This window comes from Yinghuangia sp. YIM S10712 (genome assembly GCF_051388935.1).
In the GTDB taxonomy this organism is placed as follows: Bacteria; Actinomycetota; Actinomycetes; order Streptomycetales; family Streptomycetaceae; genus Yinghuangia.
This window is the reverse complement of the sequence record NZ_JBPKBI010000006.1, coordinates 113,530-131,466: the sequence shown is the minus strand read 5'-3', so window position 1 is coordinate 131,466 and position 17,937 is coordinate 113,530. Positions and strand designations below refer to the sequence as shown.

Here is a 17,937-nt window from a genome sequence, read left to right as displayed (position 1 = left end):
GGACAATCGGTCCATCCTGGCTCTGTTGCTGACCGGCGTCGGGGTGACGGTGACGGTGGTCGGCGTCTTGGTCGCGCGTGGCTGATGAGCCGTGTGGTCCTCGGACGGTTCGTGCACCATGACGTGGTATCGGTGGCAGACGGCGTAGCCGACGCCGTCACGGCGCGCCTGGCTGGGCGCACGCACCTGATCTCCGGGGGCCCGGAGTCTGGTTCACCCCCGAGAGACCGCACGGGCCGCCGCGCGGGGCGGAAGTTGCGAGGGCCGCAATTCGACGAATCCCCCGACGGGCAGCGGCTGCAGGACATCCACGCCACAGCACAAGCCGAGAAGGCCGCGCCGCCGAGAACGCTAAGGGCACCGCAACGATGCCGGACGCGCAGGGGGCGAGCTGCGTCGGCAACGGGAACAGCTCGTAAGCGCTGCGCCGTCGCCTTCGACGCCGACTCGGAAGCGCGTGCGCAGGCCTCTGTTGGAAACCGTGGCGCCATTTCACTCTCCGTGGCGCTTGATCACAGTCCCCGGCGAGGATCTATGCGCGCTCGGGCTCCGCGAGGGCGACCGCGTCATCCGTAGCGTGAGGATTGCCCGCTCCGAGGCGGACGGCAGTGCTCTGGAGGTCACGCGTATGCGAAACGCTCGGGGGCCACCGCTCTGCCAGCGCCCACCCGCCTCGTCTCAGCCGCGTGTCAGGCCCCTGTCAGCGCCGTGTCAGCGCCGGCTCCGCGTTCGCCCGCCGCTGTCAGCGGTGTGTGCGGGGCGTATCAGGGCCGCGCGGCACGGTGGTTGTCGTCCGCCACGAGACCCACCATCGGGAGCTGCCATGACCCGCTACGCGATCGAAGCCGAAGGCCTTGTCAAGCGCTACGGCCAGACCACCGCCCTGGACGGCATCGACCTTGTCGCCCGTGAGGGTGCTGTGCTGGCTCTGCTGGGGCCGAACGGCGCCGGCAAGACGACGACCGTGCGGATGCTCGCCACGCTCATCACGCCGGACGCGGGGCGCGCGGCGATCGGCGGGCACGACATCGTGCGCGACGCCGTACAGGTGCGGCGGCTGATCGGGCTGACCGGGCAGTACGCCTCGGTCGACGAGGAGATGACCGGTTTCGAGAACCTCGTCCTGCTCGGCCGGCTGCTCGACTTCTCCCGGTCCGACGCCCGCGCCCGGGCCCGTGAGCTGCTGGAACGCTTCCACCTGACGGAGGCGGCGCACCGCCCGCCCGGCACCTATTCCGGCGGCATGCGGCGCCGCCTCGACCTCGCGGCCAGCCTCGTCGGCCGGCCCCGTTTCCTCTACCTCGACGAGCCGACCACCGGGCTCGACCCGCGCAGCCGCGGCGACGTGTGGGACCTCGTCCGGGGCCTGGTCGCCGACGAGGGGGTCACCGTCCTGCTCACCACGCAGTATCTGGACGAGGCGGACCAGCTCGCGCACGACATCGCCGTCATCGACCAGGGCCGGGTGATCGCGAACGGCACCGCGGACGCGCTCAAGGCGCAGATCGGCGGCCAGAGCCTGGAGATCCGTCCGGCGGATCCCGCGCGTGTGGACGACACGGTCGCGATTGTGGCCGAGCTGACCGGTCTCACGCCCGACAGGGACAGCCGTCCCGGTGTGGTGACGGTGTCCGTGCACGACCCGGACCTGCTGCCGTACGTCGTTCGCCGCCTGGACGAGGCGGGGATTCGGGCGACCGAACTCGCGTTGCGCCTGCCCAGCCTCGACGAGGTGTTCCTGGAGCTGACCGGACGTCAGCCCGCGGAGAATTCCGGGCCGCGAGCCGCCTGAGCCGCCCGGCCGCGGTTCGCCGCACGCCTTTGTGACGTTCCGTCCTTCCGCACCGTGACCCCGCCTACAGGAGTGACCCCATGACCACCGCCGTGGCCAAGCCCGCTTCCGCCCAGACCCCGTCCGACCACCGCACCCCGACGCCCGAAGTCCCGGTCGCTGCACGTCCGTTCGCGATAGTCCGCCATTCCCTGACGCTCACCTGGCGCAATCTGATCAAACTCAAGCACCAGCCCGAGCAGTTGATCGACCTCACCTTGCAACCGATCTTGTTCATCGTGATGTTCGTCTACCTCTTCGGCGGCGCGATCGAAGGCAGCACCGACGACTACCTTCAGTTCGTGTTGCCCGGAATCCTGGTCCAGACTGTGGTGTTCGCGTCGCTCGGCACCGGCGTCGCCCTGTGCGAGGACATCTCGAAAGGCGTCTTCGACCGCTTCCGCTCGCTTCCCATCTCGCGGTTCGCGCCCTTGGCCGGCGCCGCGCTCGGCGACGTGTGCCGGTACGTCGTCTCCATCGCGATCGTGTTCGGCTTCGGCTCGGCGATCGGATTCCGCGTCCAGACCGACGTGTTCTCCGTCCTCGCCGCGATCGGCCTGGTCCTGGTCTTCGCGTTCGCCATGTCGTGGATCTTCGTGGTGCTCGGCGTGACGATGAAGAACCCGCGCAGCGTGCAGGGCACCGCGATGCTCATCGGCTTCCCGCTGACGTTCGGCGCCAACATCTTCGCCCGCACCGAGACCATGCCCGGCTGGCTCCAGGCCTGGGTCGACGTGAACCCGGTCAGCCATCTCACCTCCGCCGTACGCACGTTGCTGGTCGACGGCGGATCGGCGGGCGGGGACGCCGCCGCCACGCTGCTGTGGGCGGCCGGCATCTTCGCGGTGTTCGCGCCGTTCGCGGTCAACCGCTACGCGAACAAGACCTGACCGTCTGGGGGTTGTCCGGCGGGCCGGCGTGGAATCCCACGCCGGCCCGCCGACGCACGTCGCCTGACGGTGCGTCAGCTTCGCTTCATCAGCTCTACGGCCGCCTGCTGGGACAATGCCGCGCCCCGGGCGAAGGCCTTGTCGTACTCCTCCTGCGACAACGCGGCCCGTACCTNCCCCCCCCCCCCCCCCCCCCCCCCCCGACGCACGTCGCCTGACGGTGCGTCAGCTTCGCTTCATCAGCTCTACGGCCGCCTGCTGGGACAATGCCGCGCCCCGGGCGAAGGCCTTGTCGTACTCCTCCTGCGACAACGCGGCCCGTACCTCGTTCGTCACGCGCTCGGCGTCCAGGCTGGCCAGGTCCCGGTGTCCGCGCACCGCGACCGACGCGCCGAGCAGTTCGGCTGCTCGCACCGGAGCGCCGTCGTGGAACGCGTACCACGCCAGGCCCTCGCCGACGGTCGCGACGATCGGCATGTCCCGGCCGTCGAGGGCGGCGGCCAGCGCCGCGTCCAGCGCGAGACGGGCCTTGCCGCGCTCCGCCGGGAGATCCGCGAAGTAGGCGAGGCTCACCTGGAGGCACGCCACCATCTGGAACGGCACCGACCGCGTCCTCGGCAGCTCCTCCTCGGCTCGCGCATAGTGCAGCCGGGCCTCGTCGCGGTCCCCGAGGATTCGGGCCATGTCGCCCGCCCACGCGTACGCCAGCACAAGGCCGCCGGCGGTCTCGCCCTCCTCGGCCACCTCCAGTGCCTTGTTCATGTCGGCCCGCGCACCCGCCTCGTCGCCCATGCGCAGGCGGAGCGTCCCGCGCCGGGACAACAGCAGCGGAACGTCTTCGACCGCGCCGAGCCGGCCGATGAGTTCGAGGCATTCGTCGAGGGCGGCAAGCGCTTCCTGGAACCTCCCGGTGAAGCGATAGACCTCCGACAGGCCGCCGGCGGCGGAGGAACGGCCCCAGCGGTCGCCGAGTTCGAGGAACCGGGCCCGAGCCTGCGCGAGTCTGCGCACTCCGTCCTCGCCGCGTCCGATGTTGATCGCGAGATGACCTCCCATGAGGTCGGCGACCGCGCGGATCCAGGGCTCGCCGTGCTCCGCGACCGTGTCGATCTCCTCCGTTGTCCCCCGGGTGAAGTCGCGCAGCCCGGCGGACATCACCCGGACCAAGTCCAGAAGCGGGTTCAGCGGGTTCCCCGGGAGGTGGCGGAGTGCCCAGCGGCCTCGCATCAGCCAGCGCAGCCCCTCGGACTCCTCGCCCGAACTCACCAGCGTGATACCGAGGAACCACATGGCCAGGACCCGCGGTTCGGGGTCGGGGTCGGGGGCCTCCACGGGAAGCGCCAGCGCGTCGCGGAGCCAAGCCGCGGCTTCGCGGTGGTAGCCGCGCACCGCCCAGTACCAACCCATGAGAGCCACGAGCCGCACCGCGGAAGGCGCGTCGCGGTTGTCGATCGCGAAGCGCAGCGCGACGGCGATGTTGTCGTGTTCCTCGGAGATGGCCGCGAAGCCGTCAAGCTGTTCCCCGGTGCGCAGCATCGGGTTGGTGCGTTCGAGGAGTTCGAAGCACCACTCCAGGTGGCGGCGGGCAACTCCGGCGTCCGCGCCCGTGTCGTCCCGGCGTTCGGCGGCGAAGGCCGCGATGGTCTCCAGCATGCGGTAGCGCGGTTCGCCGGTGCCGAACATGTCCACGAGCGATTTGTCCACGAGCCCCGACAGCAGGTCCAACACGTCGTCTCTGTCGACGAGTTCGCCGCCGGGATCGGCGAGGACGGTCTCCGCGGCATCCAGCGTCGCACCGCCCGCGAACACCGAAAGCCTGCGCAGCAAAGCCTGTTCGCGCGGCTCAAGGAGGTCCCAGCTCCACTCCACGACCGCGCGCAGTGTCTGGTGCCGAGGCATCGCCGTACGGCTGCCGGCGGTCAACAGGCGGAAACGGTCGTCGAGGCGCCGGGCGATCTGCGTCGGGGTGAGCGACCGCGTTCGGGCGGCGGCGAGTTCGATCGCCAGCGGCATGCCGTCGAGGCGGCGGCAGATCTCGGTGACGGCGCCGATGTTCGCCGCGTCGATGACGAGGCTGGGCCGTACCGCGCGGGCCCGATCGGCGAACAGCCGTACAGCGGGCGACTCCAGCGCGGCGGCGACATCGCCGCTGTCGGACGGCAGCGACAACGGTCCCAGGGGATAGAGGAGTTCGCCGTCGATACCGAGAGGTTCCCGGGTCGAGGTGAGGACGCGCAGCGCGGGCGCCTCGGTGAGCAGAACGTCAGCAACCGCGGCGGCGGACGCGACGAGGTGTTCGCAGTTGTCGAGGATCAGCAGCGTGGGCCGTCGCCCGGCGAGGATTTCGGCGACGCGGTCGAGCGCGTCGCGACCGGGGGTTCCGCCGACCTGGGTCTCGACCATGCCGACCGTGATGACTCCGACGTCGCGGCGGCCGAGTGCGGCGAGCACGGCTTGCGGGATGTCGGCGGGGTCGTGCACGGAGGCGAGCTCGACGAACCACACACCGCCCGGGAAATCCGGCAGGAGCCGGGCGCCGGTCTCGACGGTGAGTCGGGTCTTGCCCGCGCCGCCCGGTCCGACGACCGAGACCAGGCGCGCCTGCCGCAGCATGTCGGCGAGCCGCCCCCTGTCGGAGTCGCGGCCGACGAAGCTGGTGAGGCGGGCGGTGAGGTTGGTGGCGGCCGGGGGCGGAGAGGCCGGCGCCTCGTCGGCTGCGGTCGCCGGGGCGCCTGCGGGGTTGCCGGTGTCGGTGGCGCCGGTGAGCGCGGTGCCGGCGGCGGATGAGTCCCGCCGGTCGGGCGGTGGCATGTGCGCGTCGGAGGCGGCTGGGTTTCCGGGGGCGGCAGCCGCCTGGTCCGGGCGTACGCTCCGCTCCCCCCGCAGGACGGCGAGGTATGCGGCGTCGAGTTCCGGCGACGGGTCGATCCCCAGCTCGTCGGCCAGGTGACCCCGCACCGCCCGGTAGACCGCGAGCGCGTCGGCGCGGCGGCCGACGGCGTCGAGCGCGGCCATCAACAGCGCGTGCAGGCGTTCGCGCAGCGGGTGTTCGGTCGCGAGCTCTTCGAGTTCCGGTACGACGTCGGGGGCCCGACCGAGGCGCAGCCGCGCGTCCGCGCGGTCTTCGATCGCGGTGAGGCGCAGCTCTTCGAGGCGCGTGGCGGGGCCGACGGCGAAGGACGCGGCCGGGGCGTCGGCGAGTGCGGCGCCGCGCCACAGCCCGAGGGCCTCGGTGAGAGCGCTCTCGGCGGCTGCCGGGTCTCCCTCGGCGAGGAGCCGCCGTCCCCGTGCGACCACGCGTTCGAACTGGTGTGCGTCGACGGCGCCGGGGTCGAGGGCGAGGGTGTAGCCGGCGGGGCCGGAGGTGACCGCCTCGGCACCGAGCATGCGGCGCAGGCGCGAGACCAGCGATTGAAGGGCATTGGCCGCGCCTGCCGGCCCGTCCCGCTCCCAGACCGCGTCGACCAGGCTTTCGGTCGGGACCGGCCGGCCGGCGTCGAGCGCGAGACGGGTCAACAGCAGGCGCAGGCGAGCGCCGGAGACCGTGACGGCTTCCCCTTCGTCGTCCCGCACGAGCAACGGGCCCAACACCGAGACATGCACACCCCCACTCTCCCAGGTGACACGGAGGACCGTGTCCGAGGGACCGCGCCGACGCCCATGCCCGCGCCCGAAGACCTTCGGCTGTCGTCGCCCCGGACGGGTCGTTGTCGCCGTGCCCGGTGGGCGGGCGACGTTTCGGCGCGTGCGCGCGGGGGTCGCCGCTTGGGGTGCGGGCCCGCTCTCCCGTGCGACTCGGCGGGCCGTTTCAGGAACCGGCGAGCACTAAAACGATCATCACCGAAATTCACACTTTCGGGGAAAGGCCATCACGCTTACGAGTGAATTCTGATCGACGGAAACTCAGCCGACCGGCCCCTCGGCACGCGTCTCGCCAAGGAATACGCACCACGCCGCGGAAGCCACCGCGAGCACCGGGCCGGGAAGGCGCTTGGAATCGCGGACGCGGATGCATGCGGGTGCCCCGGCGGCTTCCACACAGTTGTTGGCGCCACCGCTGTACGTGCTGCGGTGCCACGGCAGACCCGGTTGATCTGCGGTGACGTCGTCCGCATCGGACTCGGTGCGGAGTACTGGATCGTGCTGTGCGTTGCTCAAGACAATTCCTTTGCGGCGTGCTCGATCAAGGACGAGGAGTCCCCGTAGGAAAGCGCGGAGGCGCGGATGTCGTCGAACATCCGCTGGTAGACCCGGACCTGGTCGGGCTCTTCGAGATAGAGGCTACTCATGCGCGTGTCGACGACCACGACGTCCAGATCCGACAGCGCGGGGAAATCGATGATGGCGAAAGCCCCTTCGATGGCGGGGTGCGCGCCGCACGTGAACGGCAGTACCTGAATACGGATGTTCGGCCGCTGCGACGCCTCGGCGAGGTACGCCAATTGCGCGCGCATGCTTTCCCGCCCGCCGACGACCTGGCGCAACACGGCTTCGCCGAGCACCAGCGTGAGCTGGAACGCCGGTTCGCCGTCCGGGCCGGTGCGGTCGAGGATCGCCTGGCGTTCGGCGCGCACCCGCACGAGAGTGTCGACCTCGTCGGGCGAAAGGTCACCGCGCACCGACGAGATGACCGCACGGGCGTAGTCGGGCGTCTGCAACAGCCCCGGCACCAGAGAGAGTTCGAAGCCGCGCATGCCGGCGGCGTCGGCCTCCAGGCTGAGGAGCTCGGTGTACGACGGTGGCAGCACCGACGAGTAACTGCGCCACCAGCCACGCTTTTTCGCCTCCCGGGCAAGCGTGAGCAGCGCTTCGCGCTCGGTCTCGTCGCCGACGCCGTACAGGTCGAGCAGGATGCGCAGGTCGACCGGCCGGACTCCGCTGCGGCCCAATTCGATGCGGCTGACCTTGGAGTCCGAGCATTCGAGGCGCAGCGCGACGTCCTCCAGGCTGAGCCCGCACATCTCGCGGAGCCTGCGGAGTTCGGTGCCGAGCCGGCGCTGGCGGACAGTGGGGTTGGGGGCTAAGGCCACGGTGCGCCTCCGAGGTGATCCGAGGATGGAACCGGACGGGAATCCGGCTGAGCCGACTGGATTTCGCGGCCGGGATGGGGGGACAGTGTGCACCACGATGACGCGCTTCGTGGCCACATTGAGAAAAGAACAGCCAATCCAAGAATGGGAGTTGCAGGCTCAGTGGTGTCAGGGCACGCTGAATCCCCGATCTGACTCACCGCCGTCAACAGGTCGCGCTCGGTCGCGGTTTTCCGACCGTCCGACCCGTTTTCGGCGCACGCCCTGCGCGTCCCTTCGGAGGATGACCATGCCGGTGATGGCGGAAGACGTCCGTCACTTCAGCGTTGAACTCGCGGCGTCGGACCGGGGCGTCCGGCTCACCCGCAGAGAGGCCGAACGCGTCCTCCACGAGTGGGGTATGCACGAACTCGCCGACACCACAGCGCTGTTGCTGAGCGAACTGCTCACCAACGTCCTGCTCCACGTCGGGCCGGGGGCCTGGCATTTATTGACGCTGCGCCACCACGGGCCGTACCTGCGCGTCGAAGTCCGGGACGCCTGCACCCGATTGCCGATCAAGCACGGCGGCGACGCGGACGACGAATTCGGACGCGGCCTTAAACTCATCGAATGCCTCGCCCACACCTGGGGCGTGGACGCGGAACCGCACGGAAAAACGGTGTGGTTCACTCTCCGCACCGGCTGACGAATTCACCTGATCCGGTGATTTCCCCAGGTGTTTCGAGGCGGCAGGATCACGGTGGCAACGATCTCGCAGGCGAACAGCCTCAGCGGGCACGGCAGATCGCAGACGGGTCATGGGACGGTCCACCCACGGCAGGCGAAATCAGCTGACTCGAACGGGACCTAATCGGATTCCTCCGTGGATACCCCGGCCTTCAGGCCGGGGAGGAAACAGACCCCTGCGGAGCAGGACAAGGCAGCCGAACCGCCTCCGGGCGGTTCGGCTTTCAGCACAGCGAAACGCGAACGCCCGCGTCTCACACGGAAGCTGATAGTCTGTGAGGTATGGGGCAGTTGTCGGTCAAGCGGGCGTTTCGGTACCGCTTTTACCCCACCGGCGAGCAGGCGGCGGAGCTGTCGCGTACGTTCGGCTGTGTCCGTCTCGTCTACAACAAGGCCCTGGAGGAACGCACGCGCGCGTGGTTCGGCGAGCAGCGCCGTGTCTCGTACGTGGAGTCGTCGGCCGCGCTGACGGCGTGGAAGAAGACTGGTGAACTGGCGTTCCTCGGCGAGGTGTCGAGCGTTCCGTTGCAGCAGGCGTTGCGGCACCTCCAGGCGGCGTTCGGCAATTTCTTCGCCCGGCGTGCGAAGTACCCTCGGTTCAAGTCGCGGAAGAGGTCCCGCGCGTCGGCGGAGTACACCCGTTCCGCGTTCACCTGGCGCGGTGGGAAACTCACACTCGCGAAGATGTCCGAACCGCTGGACATCCGCTGGTCGCGTCCCCTGCCCGAAGGGGTGACGCCCACCACCGTGACGGTGTCCCGTGATCCGGCCGGACGCTGGTTCGTGTCGCTGCTGTGCGACGACACCATCGCCCCGGCACCGGCCACCGACAGCGTGGTCGGCATCGACGCGGGCATCACCTCGCTGGTGACGCTCTCCACCGGGGAGGCGATCGCCAACCCGAAGCACGAGCGCCGCGACCGCGCCCGCCTCGCCAGAGCGCAGCGGGAACTGTCCCGCAAGGCGAAGGGCTCCAACAACCGTGCGAAAGCCCGCGTGAAGGTCGCCCGCGTCCACGCGCGGATCACCGACCGGCGACGGGACTTCCTACACAAGCTGACGACTCGGCTCGTCCATGAGAATCAAGTGGTCGTGATCGAGGACCTGACCGTCCGCAACATGGTCAAGAACCGCCAGCTGGCCCGCGCGATCTCGGACGCGGCGTGGCGGGACATGCGGATGATGCTGGAGTACAAGTGCGCCTGGTACGGGCGCGAACTCGTCGTGGTCGACCGCTGGTTCCCCAGCTCCAGGCTGTGCGGGGCGTGCGGAACCATCCGGGAGAAGCTCCCGCTGAACGTCCGCGAGTGGACGTGCGGATGCGGCGTGGTCCATGACCGCGACGTGAATGCCGCGAACAACATTCTGGCCGCCGGGCTGGCGGTTGCCGCCTGTGGAGACGGTGTGAGACCTCAACGGGAGTCCTCCCGGACGGGGCGGTCGTCGGTGAAGCAGGAAAGGTCCCGACCGCCGCGCTGACGCGCGGTGGCTCGGCCGCGAGGCCGAGGGGACTCCCCCTCGTTTACGAGGGGGAGGAAGTCAAGATCCCACGCAAGACGCGGGCGCGAGGCGGGCGGGCGTCGCGTGCCGGCGCAGTGTCGACGGCATCGGCCATCCGCGCGGTCGACGACCGCGTCCGCGACGCTCCCGAACCGGCCGGGCAACGAACCGGCGCCGCCGCACTCGGCAAGTGACGCGGCGGGCCGACCGACGGGCCCTCGACAGGTCCCCGGAACCGCAGCGACCCTGGACACCGTCACACCGTCACACCGTCACACCGGCAACACCGCGTCCGAGCGGCACTCCTCCGCGAAAGCGATCACCCGCAGGTGATACGCCCTCGCGGCGTGGTGCAGGCTGATGTTGTGCCCCACCCCGGGATGGGTGTGCAACTCCACGCGCGGTGCCTGCGCGAGCAGTTGCCCGACCTCGGGCAGCGTCTCGGGACCGGCCGCGTTGGACGCCTCGAACTCGGCGGCCGTCCAGTGCACCGGCACCCGCACCTTGCCCATCGTGCCGGGCAGCGTGAGCGGCGCGTCCCTCGCGTCGATGAACTCCGCGATGGGAATCCGCGCGAGGATGCGCCCTTCGCGCGTGCGCAGCGCCGGGTCGTACGACCCCACAGGCCCGAAGTACGTCTCGAATGCCGTGCTCGGTCCGCGCAGCGGCGGCGCGTGCTCGACGTCCTCCGACACCCCGGCCATCGCCTGCGCCTTTCCCGGCGTGTAGCGCAGCGGCACACCGCCCACCGCGGCGCCGAACAGCCCGAGGCCTTCCTCGCGCCCGCCCATGCGCAGCGCGAGGATGCCGCCCATCGAATGGCCCGCGAGGAAGACCCCGGGCCCGAAGTCGTCCCCGAGCAGCCCGGGCAGCATGGCGATGAGCCGGAACACCAGGTCGGCCTGGTGGTCGAGGTCCTGGACCTCGCGCGCGAGACCGGCGGAGGCGCCGTACCCGGGCCGGTCGATCGCGAGCACCGACCAGCCGAGCGACGCGCCGAGCAGGAGCAGCGACGTGTCGGCGGCGCTGTCGCGGTGCCAGTACGCCGCGCGCGAGCCGCCGCCGTGCAGGGCCAGGATCGTGCCGCGACCGGGCGAGCGGACCGGCCGCGCGAGCAGCCCGGAGATCGGTACGCCCGCGACGTCGTGGCACACCGGCTCCACGGACGGGAGGGCGGGGGCGGACACGGGACCCCACACCGGATCGGCCGAGCCGGGCGGTTCCCCGGCTTCACGTCCGACTTCGTGGTCGACGCCGCGCCCGACGTGGCGCTCGGCTTGCTGCTCGGCCGACGCGGCTGTCTTCGCCGACTGCGCCGGCCCGACGTTGTGGCGCATGTGGGCGTCCGACCTCCCGGGATCCGTCCCCTGATGACACCACACACGTCCCGAGGCCCGTCATGACGCAGTTCACACGCCGACACCCCGCGCTGCCCCGGCCGTGGTCGCGACAGGTGGCCGAGCCCGTTGAAACCGACGGCAAGGCGTCCCTAATGTGATCTCAGGTCGGGGCCAACTGCGGGGATCCGCACGGGCTTTCCCGTGTGAACCGCAGGTGCGCCTCCCGACGCCCACGACGATAAGGACGCCCGGCATGACCGCAGACCTGGTGATCACCGGTGGGACCGTCGTCGACGGGTCGGGCTCGGCGCCGTACCCCGCCGACGTCGCCGTCACGGGGGGCCGCATCTCCGCCATCGGCGACCGCCTCCCAGGCCGCCACACGCTCGACGCGTCCGGCCACGTGGTGACCCCGGGCTTCATCGACATCCACACCCACTACGACGCCCAGGTGTTCTGGGATCCGGCGATGACCCCCTCCTGCTTCCACGGCGTCACCACCGTCGTGGCCGGCAACTGCGGCTTCTCGCTTGCCCCGACGCGCCCCGAGCACCGCGACGCCGTGGCGCGCACGCTGGAGAACGTCGAGGACATGGACGTCGCCACGCTGACCGCCGGAATCCCTTGGGACTTCGACGACTTCCCGAGCTACCTCGACTCCGTCGAGCGGCGCGGCGTCGGCCTCAACTTCGCGGCGTACGTCGGCCACACCGCGCTTCGGCTCCACACCATGGGCCTGGACGCGTACGAACGCGCCGCCGACGCGAAGGAATCGGCGGCCATGGCGGATGTGCTGCGCGACTCCCTGCGCGCGGGCGCGGCCGGCTTCGCGACCAGCTTCCTGCCGACTCACCGCGGCATCGACGGCAAACCCGTGCCGTCGCGCCTCGCGGACCGCGCGGAGATCGACGCGCTGCTCGCGGTGGTCCGCGAAGAACGGCGCGGCGTGGTCGCGTTCGCCCCGGGCGGACTGGTGCCGGCGGCCGACCTGTACGACCTCCAGCCGTCCGTCGGCGTGCCGTTCACCTTCACCGCGCTCCTGACCACGCCGTCGCGCGCACACGAACACCTCCTCGAAGTCCACCGCGCGGGCTGGGCGAAGGGCGCGCAGGTGTGGCCGCAGGTGACTCCTCGGCCGGTCACGTTCTCCTTCTCCCTCGCCGACCCGTTCGCGCTCAACGCCAATCCGGTGTTCGGCGGGCTGATGGCGGGCGGGCCGGACGAACGGCGTGCCGCGTACGCCGACCCCGCGTTCCGCGAGAAGGCCCGGGCGGCCTGGCAGGCGGAGGGGGCGGCTCTCGTGCCGCGGTGGGAGACGTACACGATCGACGAGTCCGCCGCGCACCCCGAGTTCGTCGGCCGCAGGCTCACCGACGCCGCCGCCGAAATGGGGGCGGGGGACCCGTTGGACGCCCTGCTCGACCTCGCCCTCGACGACGCCGAACTGACCCTCCGGGTGCGGTGCGTCATCGCCAACGACGACACCGACGCCCTCCTCGGCATCCTCACGGAGGAGCACTGCACGCTCGGGCTCTCCGACGCGGGCGCGCACGTGGGCCAACTGTGCGACGCGCCGCAGGCCACCGACTTCCTGGGCGCGTGGGTGCGCGAGCGCTCGCTGATGCCGATCGAAACCGCCGTACGCAGGCTCACCGGCGTGCAGGCCGACCTCCTCGGCCTCACCGACCGCGGCTATCTGCGCCCCGGCAACTGGGCCGACATCGTCGTCTTCGACCCGGCCACCATCTCGCCCGGCCCGACACGCCGCATCCGCGACTTCCCCGCGGGCGGCGAACGCCTCACCGCGGACCGCCCCACCGGCATCCGCCACATCCTGGTCAACGGCACACCCACGCGTATCGACGGCGTCCACGCGCCCGATGCGGCCCTGCCGGGCCACGTGCTCCGCGTGCCGAGGCGGCCCACAGGGGCTTGACCCGCCGGCCGGGTCAGGCGCACATCCATGGCCGCGCGTCTGTCCACCTGGCGCGGCGTTCCACCGAAACGATCAACCGTGGGGTATGACTGGCGTTTTGCCGACTCAGAGAAATCCACGGATCACACGTGCGGCGCAGTGATGCCAAAAAGCTTGTCGGTGACGCATGGTCGACGAGCGATTACCGAACAGCCTGGGAAACCCGCATCATGCGGCGTCGCGTCTTCCTCTACAAGACCGGGATCGCCGCCCTGCGGACACTCAACAAAATGGGCCGCGGCCCGCGCCCGTCGCTCTCCGTGATCCATCCGGAACGCGTCGCACCGTACGGTCGAAAAGTTCGGCTCGCGAAACTCGAAACGATGACGGGACCGCAGACCTCCGCTCCGGTCACGGGGCGGGAGCTGTACGAACGCACCAGCTTCGCGTCCCGCCTGGCCCGCACGATCTCCGCCGACGAGTGGCCGCAGATCATCGAGGAGTACGAGCGCCGCAAAGCCGGATCAGCCCCCCGATACCACTACGTCGGCCACCGCCCGCTGAACACCGCATCGCATGAACTCATGGACAAGTCCTGGGTGAAAGGCGAAATTCCCAGCGCGCAGTACCGCACCTGGATCGGCGAGGTGAAACACCACGACCACGGCGCGCTCTACAGCAGGTTCTTCACCCACGGCGGTGCCCGCGATTATGTCGGCGCCGAGGCGAACCCCGGATTCCGCAAGGCCCGGGTCAAGTTCGACGTCGCATGGAAGTCCGAGGCTTCCCTCGCCCAGGAAAAGCAGGTCCTGCGCAGGGCACGAATTCTCCGGGCCCGGCAGCTGCTCAAATTCGCCCGACAGGAGTTCGCCCACGCGACCGGCGGGCGGACGAATGCCCCCGCCCCCAAAACCCAAACCCCTTCCGATGGTTGGCCGCAGCGCGACCCCTACACCCCCGAAGTGGTCGCTGCGGTGGCCGACTTCGTCAAACCCACGGAACTCCGCAGCGCCGCGGCCCGGCGGGAATCGGCCCCGGCGACCACGCTCTCGGCGGCCACCGCGGTCGCTGCGACGGCGGCATGCGGAATCACCCGAGTCGTCGTCCCCACCACCTTCGCACCCACCAGGTCCCCGCACCGCCCACCCGCCCGACTCGGCAGCCAGGCACTCTCGGCAGCCCGGACAGCCCGCACGAGGGGGCACCCTGCCGTCCGAGCTCGCCGGCTCGCGGCGGAGAAGCAGCTGTGACCGACGCGAGGGCGGCCCGGTCGGGAGCGCGAGAGGACCCTCCCGGGCCGGGTCCGGTACAGTAAGCGTGCTCGCGAACCTGTGTAGTTCGCTTTGAAGGGCGCCCTTGGCCGGGCGCCCTTCAGTTTTTGCGCGGTCAGTCGTGCAGGAGCTCCCACGCGTCGCCGATGATCCGGCGGAGGTCGGGCAGGTCGGGTTTCCAGCCGAGGATGGTCCGGGCGCGGTCGGCGGAGGCGACGAGGACGGCCGGGTCGCCTGCACGGCGCGGGGCCTCGGTGGCCGGAATCGGATGGCCGGTGACGCGCCGCGCGGTGTCGATCACGTCGCGGACGGAGAAGCCGACGCCGTTGCCGAGGTTGCAGATCTCGTGGTGGCCGGGCATCGCCGCGTCGAGCGCGAGCAGGTGGGCGCGGGCCAGGTCGGCGACGTGGATGTAGTCGCGGACACATGTGCCGTCGGGGGTCGGCCAGTCGGTCCCGTACACGGCGATGTGCTCGCGGCGCCCCTGCGCGACCTGGAGGACGAGCGGGATGAGGTGCGTCTCGCGCGTGTGGCGTTCGCCGAGGCCGGCGTGGGCGCCCGCGACGTTGAAGTAGCGCAGCGAGACGGCGGCGAGGCCGTACGCGTGGGCGTACGACGTCAGCAGGTGGTCGACGGCGAGTTTGCTCGCGCCGTACGGATTGGTGGGGCGAGTTTCGGCCACTTCCAAAATGGGCGTGGTGACGGGGTCTCCGTAGACCGCCGCCGTCGAGGAGAAAACAAAGCGCGGCACGCCGTGCTCGCGGGCCGCGTCGGCGAGAGCGAGGGTGCCCGCGACGTTGGTGCGCCAGTAGGGGGCTGGGTCGGCGACGGAGTCCCCGACGAGAGATCGGGCGGCGAAGTGGAGGACGCCGTCGAAGCGTCGGGCGCCGAGCACGCGTCCGGCGTCGGTCACGTCGGCTTCGACGAAGTCCGCTTCGGGAGGGACGGCGTCGCGGTGGCCGGTGGAGAGATCGTCGAGGACCGTGACCTCGTGGCCGGCCTCCTGCAGCACAGCCGTGGTCACCGAACCGATGTATCCGGCACCGCCGGTCACGAGCAGTCGCATCAAGGGGCCTCCGTCGTCGTACGGGTGGGGCGTGTCCAGCATGGGCGACCGGTGTGAGAGCGCGCTGAGAAAAGCCGTGGTGTCGGCCGCGGTTACGCCGACGGCGGGCGAGTTTCGCCCCGGAATTCGGGCGGCCCGAAGGCATTTCGTGGGGTCGGCCGTACGAATTCCCGATTGCGACGAGGTGTTCGTCGCGGCGGGTTTGTGAACCGGCGACAAACGCCCGGTTGTGCATGAACACGATCGAACCGACCTGCCGGGAAAGGCTCCCGGCCGTCGGCGAACCCCGCTCCGGCGGGCGGCTCCCCCTTCGGTCACGAGTGCATCACGCGGGGGAGCAGACGGCGTCCGATGCCTTGACAGGGCCTTCGGATGCCGCCAATCTCCTGAGGTGTGAGAGCGCTCTCACAGAGGTCCCGGGAGCGCTTGCCACGGTGCTCCGCCCTGCCCGCACGTCCGGGGCACCGATTCACCCGCACACGCTTCGACCTGCACTTTCGCATGCCCGCAGCACTGCGGAACAGCACGCCCGCACCACGCACGGCACCACGCAGGGCACCACCGCACGCACCGCAGCACGCACCGCAGCACCAGCAGACGAGCACCGCCGCAACATTCGCACCTCAGCACCTCAGCACCTCAGCACCTCCAGCACCTCAAGCACCTCCAGCACGGCCAGCAGTCCGGCACGCGCACCCCGCGCTGCGCCGTGAACCCCCGCACGCCCGAACTCGCCCCGCCCGTCTCCAGGAGGTCCCTCCATGCGTTTGCCCTCCGGCCGGTCCAGAGCGCTCGCCGCCCTGTGCGCCGCCGTCCTCGCCGGCTCCGTCCTCGCCGGCTGCGGCTCCGATGACGACGACTCGTCCGGGGGCGGCTCCTCGGACGGCAAGATCACGCTCTCTGTCGGCCTGTTCGGGTCGTTCGGCTTCGAGGAAGCCGGCCTCTACGAGGAGTACGAGAGGCTCCACCCGAACATCGACATCAAGCAAAACTCCACGCAGAAGGAGGAGGTCTACTGGCCCGCCCTCCAGACGCGGCTCGGCGGCGGGGGCGACCTCGACGACATCCAGGGCATCGAGGTCGGCCGCATCCGCGACGTCGTGCAGAACCAGGCCGACAAGTGGGTCGACCTGAACACCCTGGGCGCGAACACGCAGACCGGGGAATACCTGGAGTGGAAGTCCAAGGCCGCCACCACCACGGACGGCAGGGTCCTCGGCCTCGGCACCGACATCGGCCCGATGGCGATCTGCTACCGCACCGACCTGTTCCAGCAGGCCGGACTCCCCACCTCGCGCGACCAGTTGGCCCAGGAGTGGTCGACGTGGGAGGGGTACCTCGACGTCGGACGCCGGTTCGCGGCCAAGGCGCCGAACGGCACGGCGTACATGGACAGCGTGACCGGCATGTACAACGCCATGATCGGCCAGCAGCAGACCTTCTACTACGACGCGGCCGGCAAGCTGATCTACGACACCAACCCGGCCGTCAGGAACGCGTTCGACCTCGCCGCGAAGGCCGCGCAGGACAAGCTCAGCGCGAAGCTCGTGCAGTTCCAGACCGACTGGGACCAGGCGTTCTCGAAGGGCGGCTTCGCGACGGTCTCGTGCCCGTCGTGGATGATCGGCTACATCAAGGAGAAGGCCGGCGACGAGGCGTCGGGCAAGTGGGACGTGGCCGCCGCGCCGGGTGCGACCGGCAACTGGGGCGGTTCGTACCTCGCGATCCCCAAGGGTGCCAAGCACCCGAAGGAGGCGTACGACCTGCTCCAGTGGCTGACGGCGAAGGAACAGCAGGTGAAGCTGTTCGAGAAGCGCGGCTCGTTCCCCTCGCGGACGACGGCCATATCCCAGGTCGCCGGCACGACCGACCCGTACTTCAACAACGCGCCGATCGGCCAAATCTTCAGCCAGGCCGCGCAAACCATGCCCGTGCAGACGCTTGGTGTGCGCGACAACGACGTCAAGGTCGCGATCCAGAACGCGCTGAACTCGGTCGAGGCACAGGGGCGTAAGCCCGACGACGCGTGGAACGACGCGAAGTCCTCGGTGAAGGCCGCATTGGGCTGACGCCGACCTGAGGCACCGTCAGGCCGATGAACCCCCAATCGACCTGACTGCCCATCAGGCCGCGTGACGGAACGCGTGCACGCCCGGCATGCTGCCCCCGCCCCCGATACGGGTGCGGCACGCCGCACACGTTCCGTCGCGTCGCGGCCCCGGTCAGGGCACGCCGCTCCCCGACCGCGGACCGCAACCAGCGCCGGGGCCGACCACCGATCCGGTACGTCGGCCCCGGCCCGCTGCGGCACCGCCGCACAGCCGCCACCCGCCCCCGCCCCCGCTCCCCTCGACCGCGAGGACGC

The 17,937-nt window shown here is 70.5% G+C and carries 12 protein-coding genes; 7 read left to right on the top strand and 5 right to left on the bottom strand.

The genetic code is table 11. From position 1 onward, the window contains the following. The first annotated feature begins 823 nt into the window (after window positions 1-823). Together ACRX5W_RS15640 and ACRX5W_RS15635 are read left to right on the top strand one after the other, a co-directional pair. Complete coding sequence (locus ACRX5W_RS15640) at window positions 824-1,792, top strand: ATP-binding cassette domain-containing protein (RefSeq protein WP_436788730.1); 969 nt, start codon at window positions 824-826, stop codon at window positions 1,790-1,792. Window positions 1,793-1,872: 80 nt separating this feature from the next. Next, window positions 1,873-2,721 carry an ABC transporter permease gene (locus ACRX5W_RS15635; RefSeq protein ID WP_436788729.1) on the top strand — a complete coding sequence of 283 codons (849 nt, stop codon included), beginning with the start codon at window positions 1,873-1,875 and terminating at the stop codon, window positions 2,719-2,721. Between the two features lie 225 nt (window positions 2,722-2,946). Here the strand turns inward: ACRX5W_RS15635 and ACRX5W_RS15630 are convergent, their stop codons facing one another. From ACRX5W_RS15630 to ACRX5W_RS15620, 3 genes are all read right to left on the bottom strand, one after another. After that, entirely contained in the window at window positions 2,947-6,324 is a 3,378-nt protein-coding gene (locus tag ACRX5W_RS15630) for an AfsR/SARP family transcriptional regulator (protein WP_436788728.1), read from the bottom strand. 300 nt (window positions 6,325-6,624) lie between these two features. Continuing rightward, the gene (locus ACRX5W_RS15625; RefSeq protein WP_436788727.1) at window positions 6,625-6,879 is read right to left on the bottom strand and encodes a DUF397 domain-containing protein; all 255 of its coding nucleotides are present in this window, start codon (window positions 6,877-6,879) and stop codon (window positions 6,625-6,627) included. Further along, the gene (locus tag ACRX5W_RS15620) at window positions 6,876-7,751 is read right to left on the bottom strand and encodes a helix-turn-helix domain-containing protein (RefSeq protein WP_436788726.1); all 876 of its coding nucleotides are present in this window, start codon (window positions 7,749-7,751) and stop codon (window positions 6,876-6,878) included. Before ACRX5W_RS15620 ends, ACRX5W_RS15625 begins: the two co-directional genes overlap by 4 nt. A 298-nt stretch (window positions 7,752-8,049) precedes the next feature. Here ACRX5W_RS15620 and ACRX5W_RS15615 point away from each other — a divergent pair, with 298 nt between their 5' ends. Together ACRX5W_RS15615 and ACRX5W_RS15610 are read left to right on the top strand one after the other, a co-directional pair. Continuing rightward, window positions 8,050-8,439 carry an ATP-binding protein gene (locus tag ACRX5W_RS15615; RefSeq protein WP_436788725.1) on the top strand — a complete coding sequence of 130 codons (390 nt, stop codon included), beginning with the start codon at window positions 8,050-8,052 and terminating at the stop codon, window positions 8,437-8,439. 323 nt (window positions 8,440-8,762) lie between these two features. After that, window positions 8,763-9,959, top strand: a complete 1,197-nt coding sequence (locus tag ACRX5W_RS15610) for an RNA-guided endonuclease InsQ/TnpB family protein (RefSeq protein ID WP_436788724.1) — start codon at window positions 8,763-8,765, stop codon at window positions 9,957-9,959. Window positions 9,960-10,252: 293 nt separating this feature from the next. Here the strand turns inward: ACRX5W_RS15610 and ACRX5W_RS15605 are convergent, their stop codons facing one another. Further along, complete coding sequence (locus ACRX5W_RS15605) at window positions 10,253-11,317, bottom strand: alpha/beta hydrolase (protein ID WP_436788723.1); 1,065 nt, start codon at window positions 11,315-11,317, stop codon at window positions 10,253-10,255. A gap of 256 nt (window positions 11,318-11,573) precedes the next feature. Between ACRX5W_RS15605 and ACRX5W_RS15600 the strand changes: the two genes are divergently transcribed. Both ACRX5W_RS15600 and ACRX5W_RS15595 read left to right on the top strand, forming a co-directional pair. Beyond that, window positions 11,574-13,256: an N-acyl-D-amino-acid deacylase family protein gene (locus ACRX5W_RS15600; protein WP_436788722.1), complete on the top strand. Its 1,683-nt coding sequence runs from the start codon at window positions 11,574-11,576 to the stop codon at window positions 13,254-13,256. A gap of 209 nt (window positions 13,257-13,465) precedes the next feature. Then, a complete protein-coding gene (locus tag ACRX5W_RS15595; RefSeq protein ID WP_436788721.1) occupies window positions 13,466-14,485 on the top strand; it encodes a hypothetical protein in 1,020 nt (339 codons plus the stop codon). Between the two features lie 136 nt (window positions 14,486-14,621). Here ACRX5W_RS15595 and galE read toward each other — a convergent pair whose 3' ends face one another. Further along, window positions 14,622-15,572: a UDP-glucose 4-epimerase GalE gene (gene galE / locus ACRX5W_RS15590; protein WP_436788917.1), complete on the bottom strand. Its 951-nt coding sequence runs from the start codon at window positions 15,570-15,572 to the stop codon at window positions 14,622-14,624. Between the two features lie 761 nt (window positions 15,573-16,333). Between galE and ACRX5W_RS15585 the strand changes: the two genes are divergently transcribed. Then, on the top strand, window positions 16,334-17,641 hold the full coding sequence (locus tag ACRX5W_RS15585; protein ID WP_436788720.1) for an ABC transporter substrate-binding protein: 1,308 nt from the start codon (window positions 16,334-16,336) through the stop codon (window positions 17,639-17,641). Window positions 17,642-17,937 lie beyond the last annotated feature (296 nt).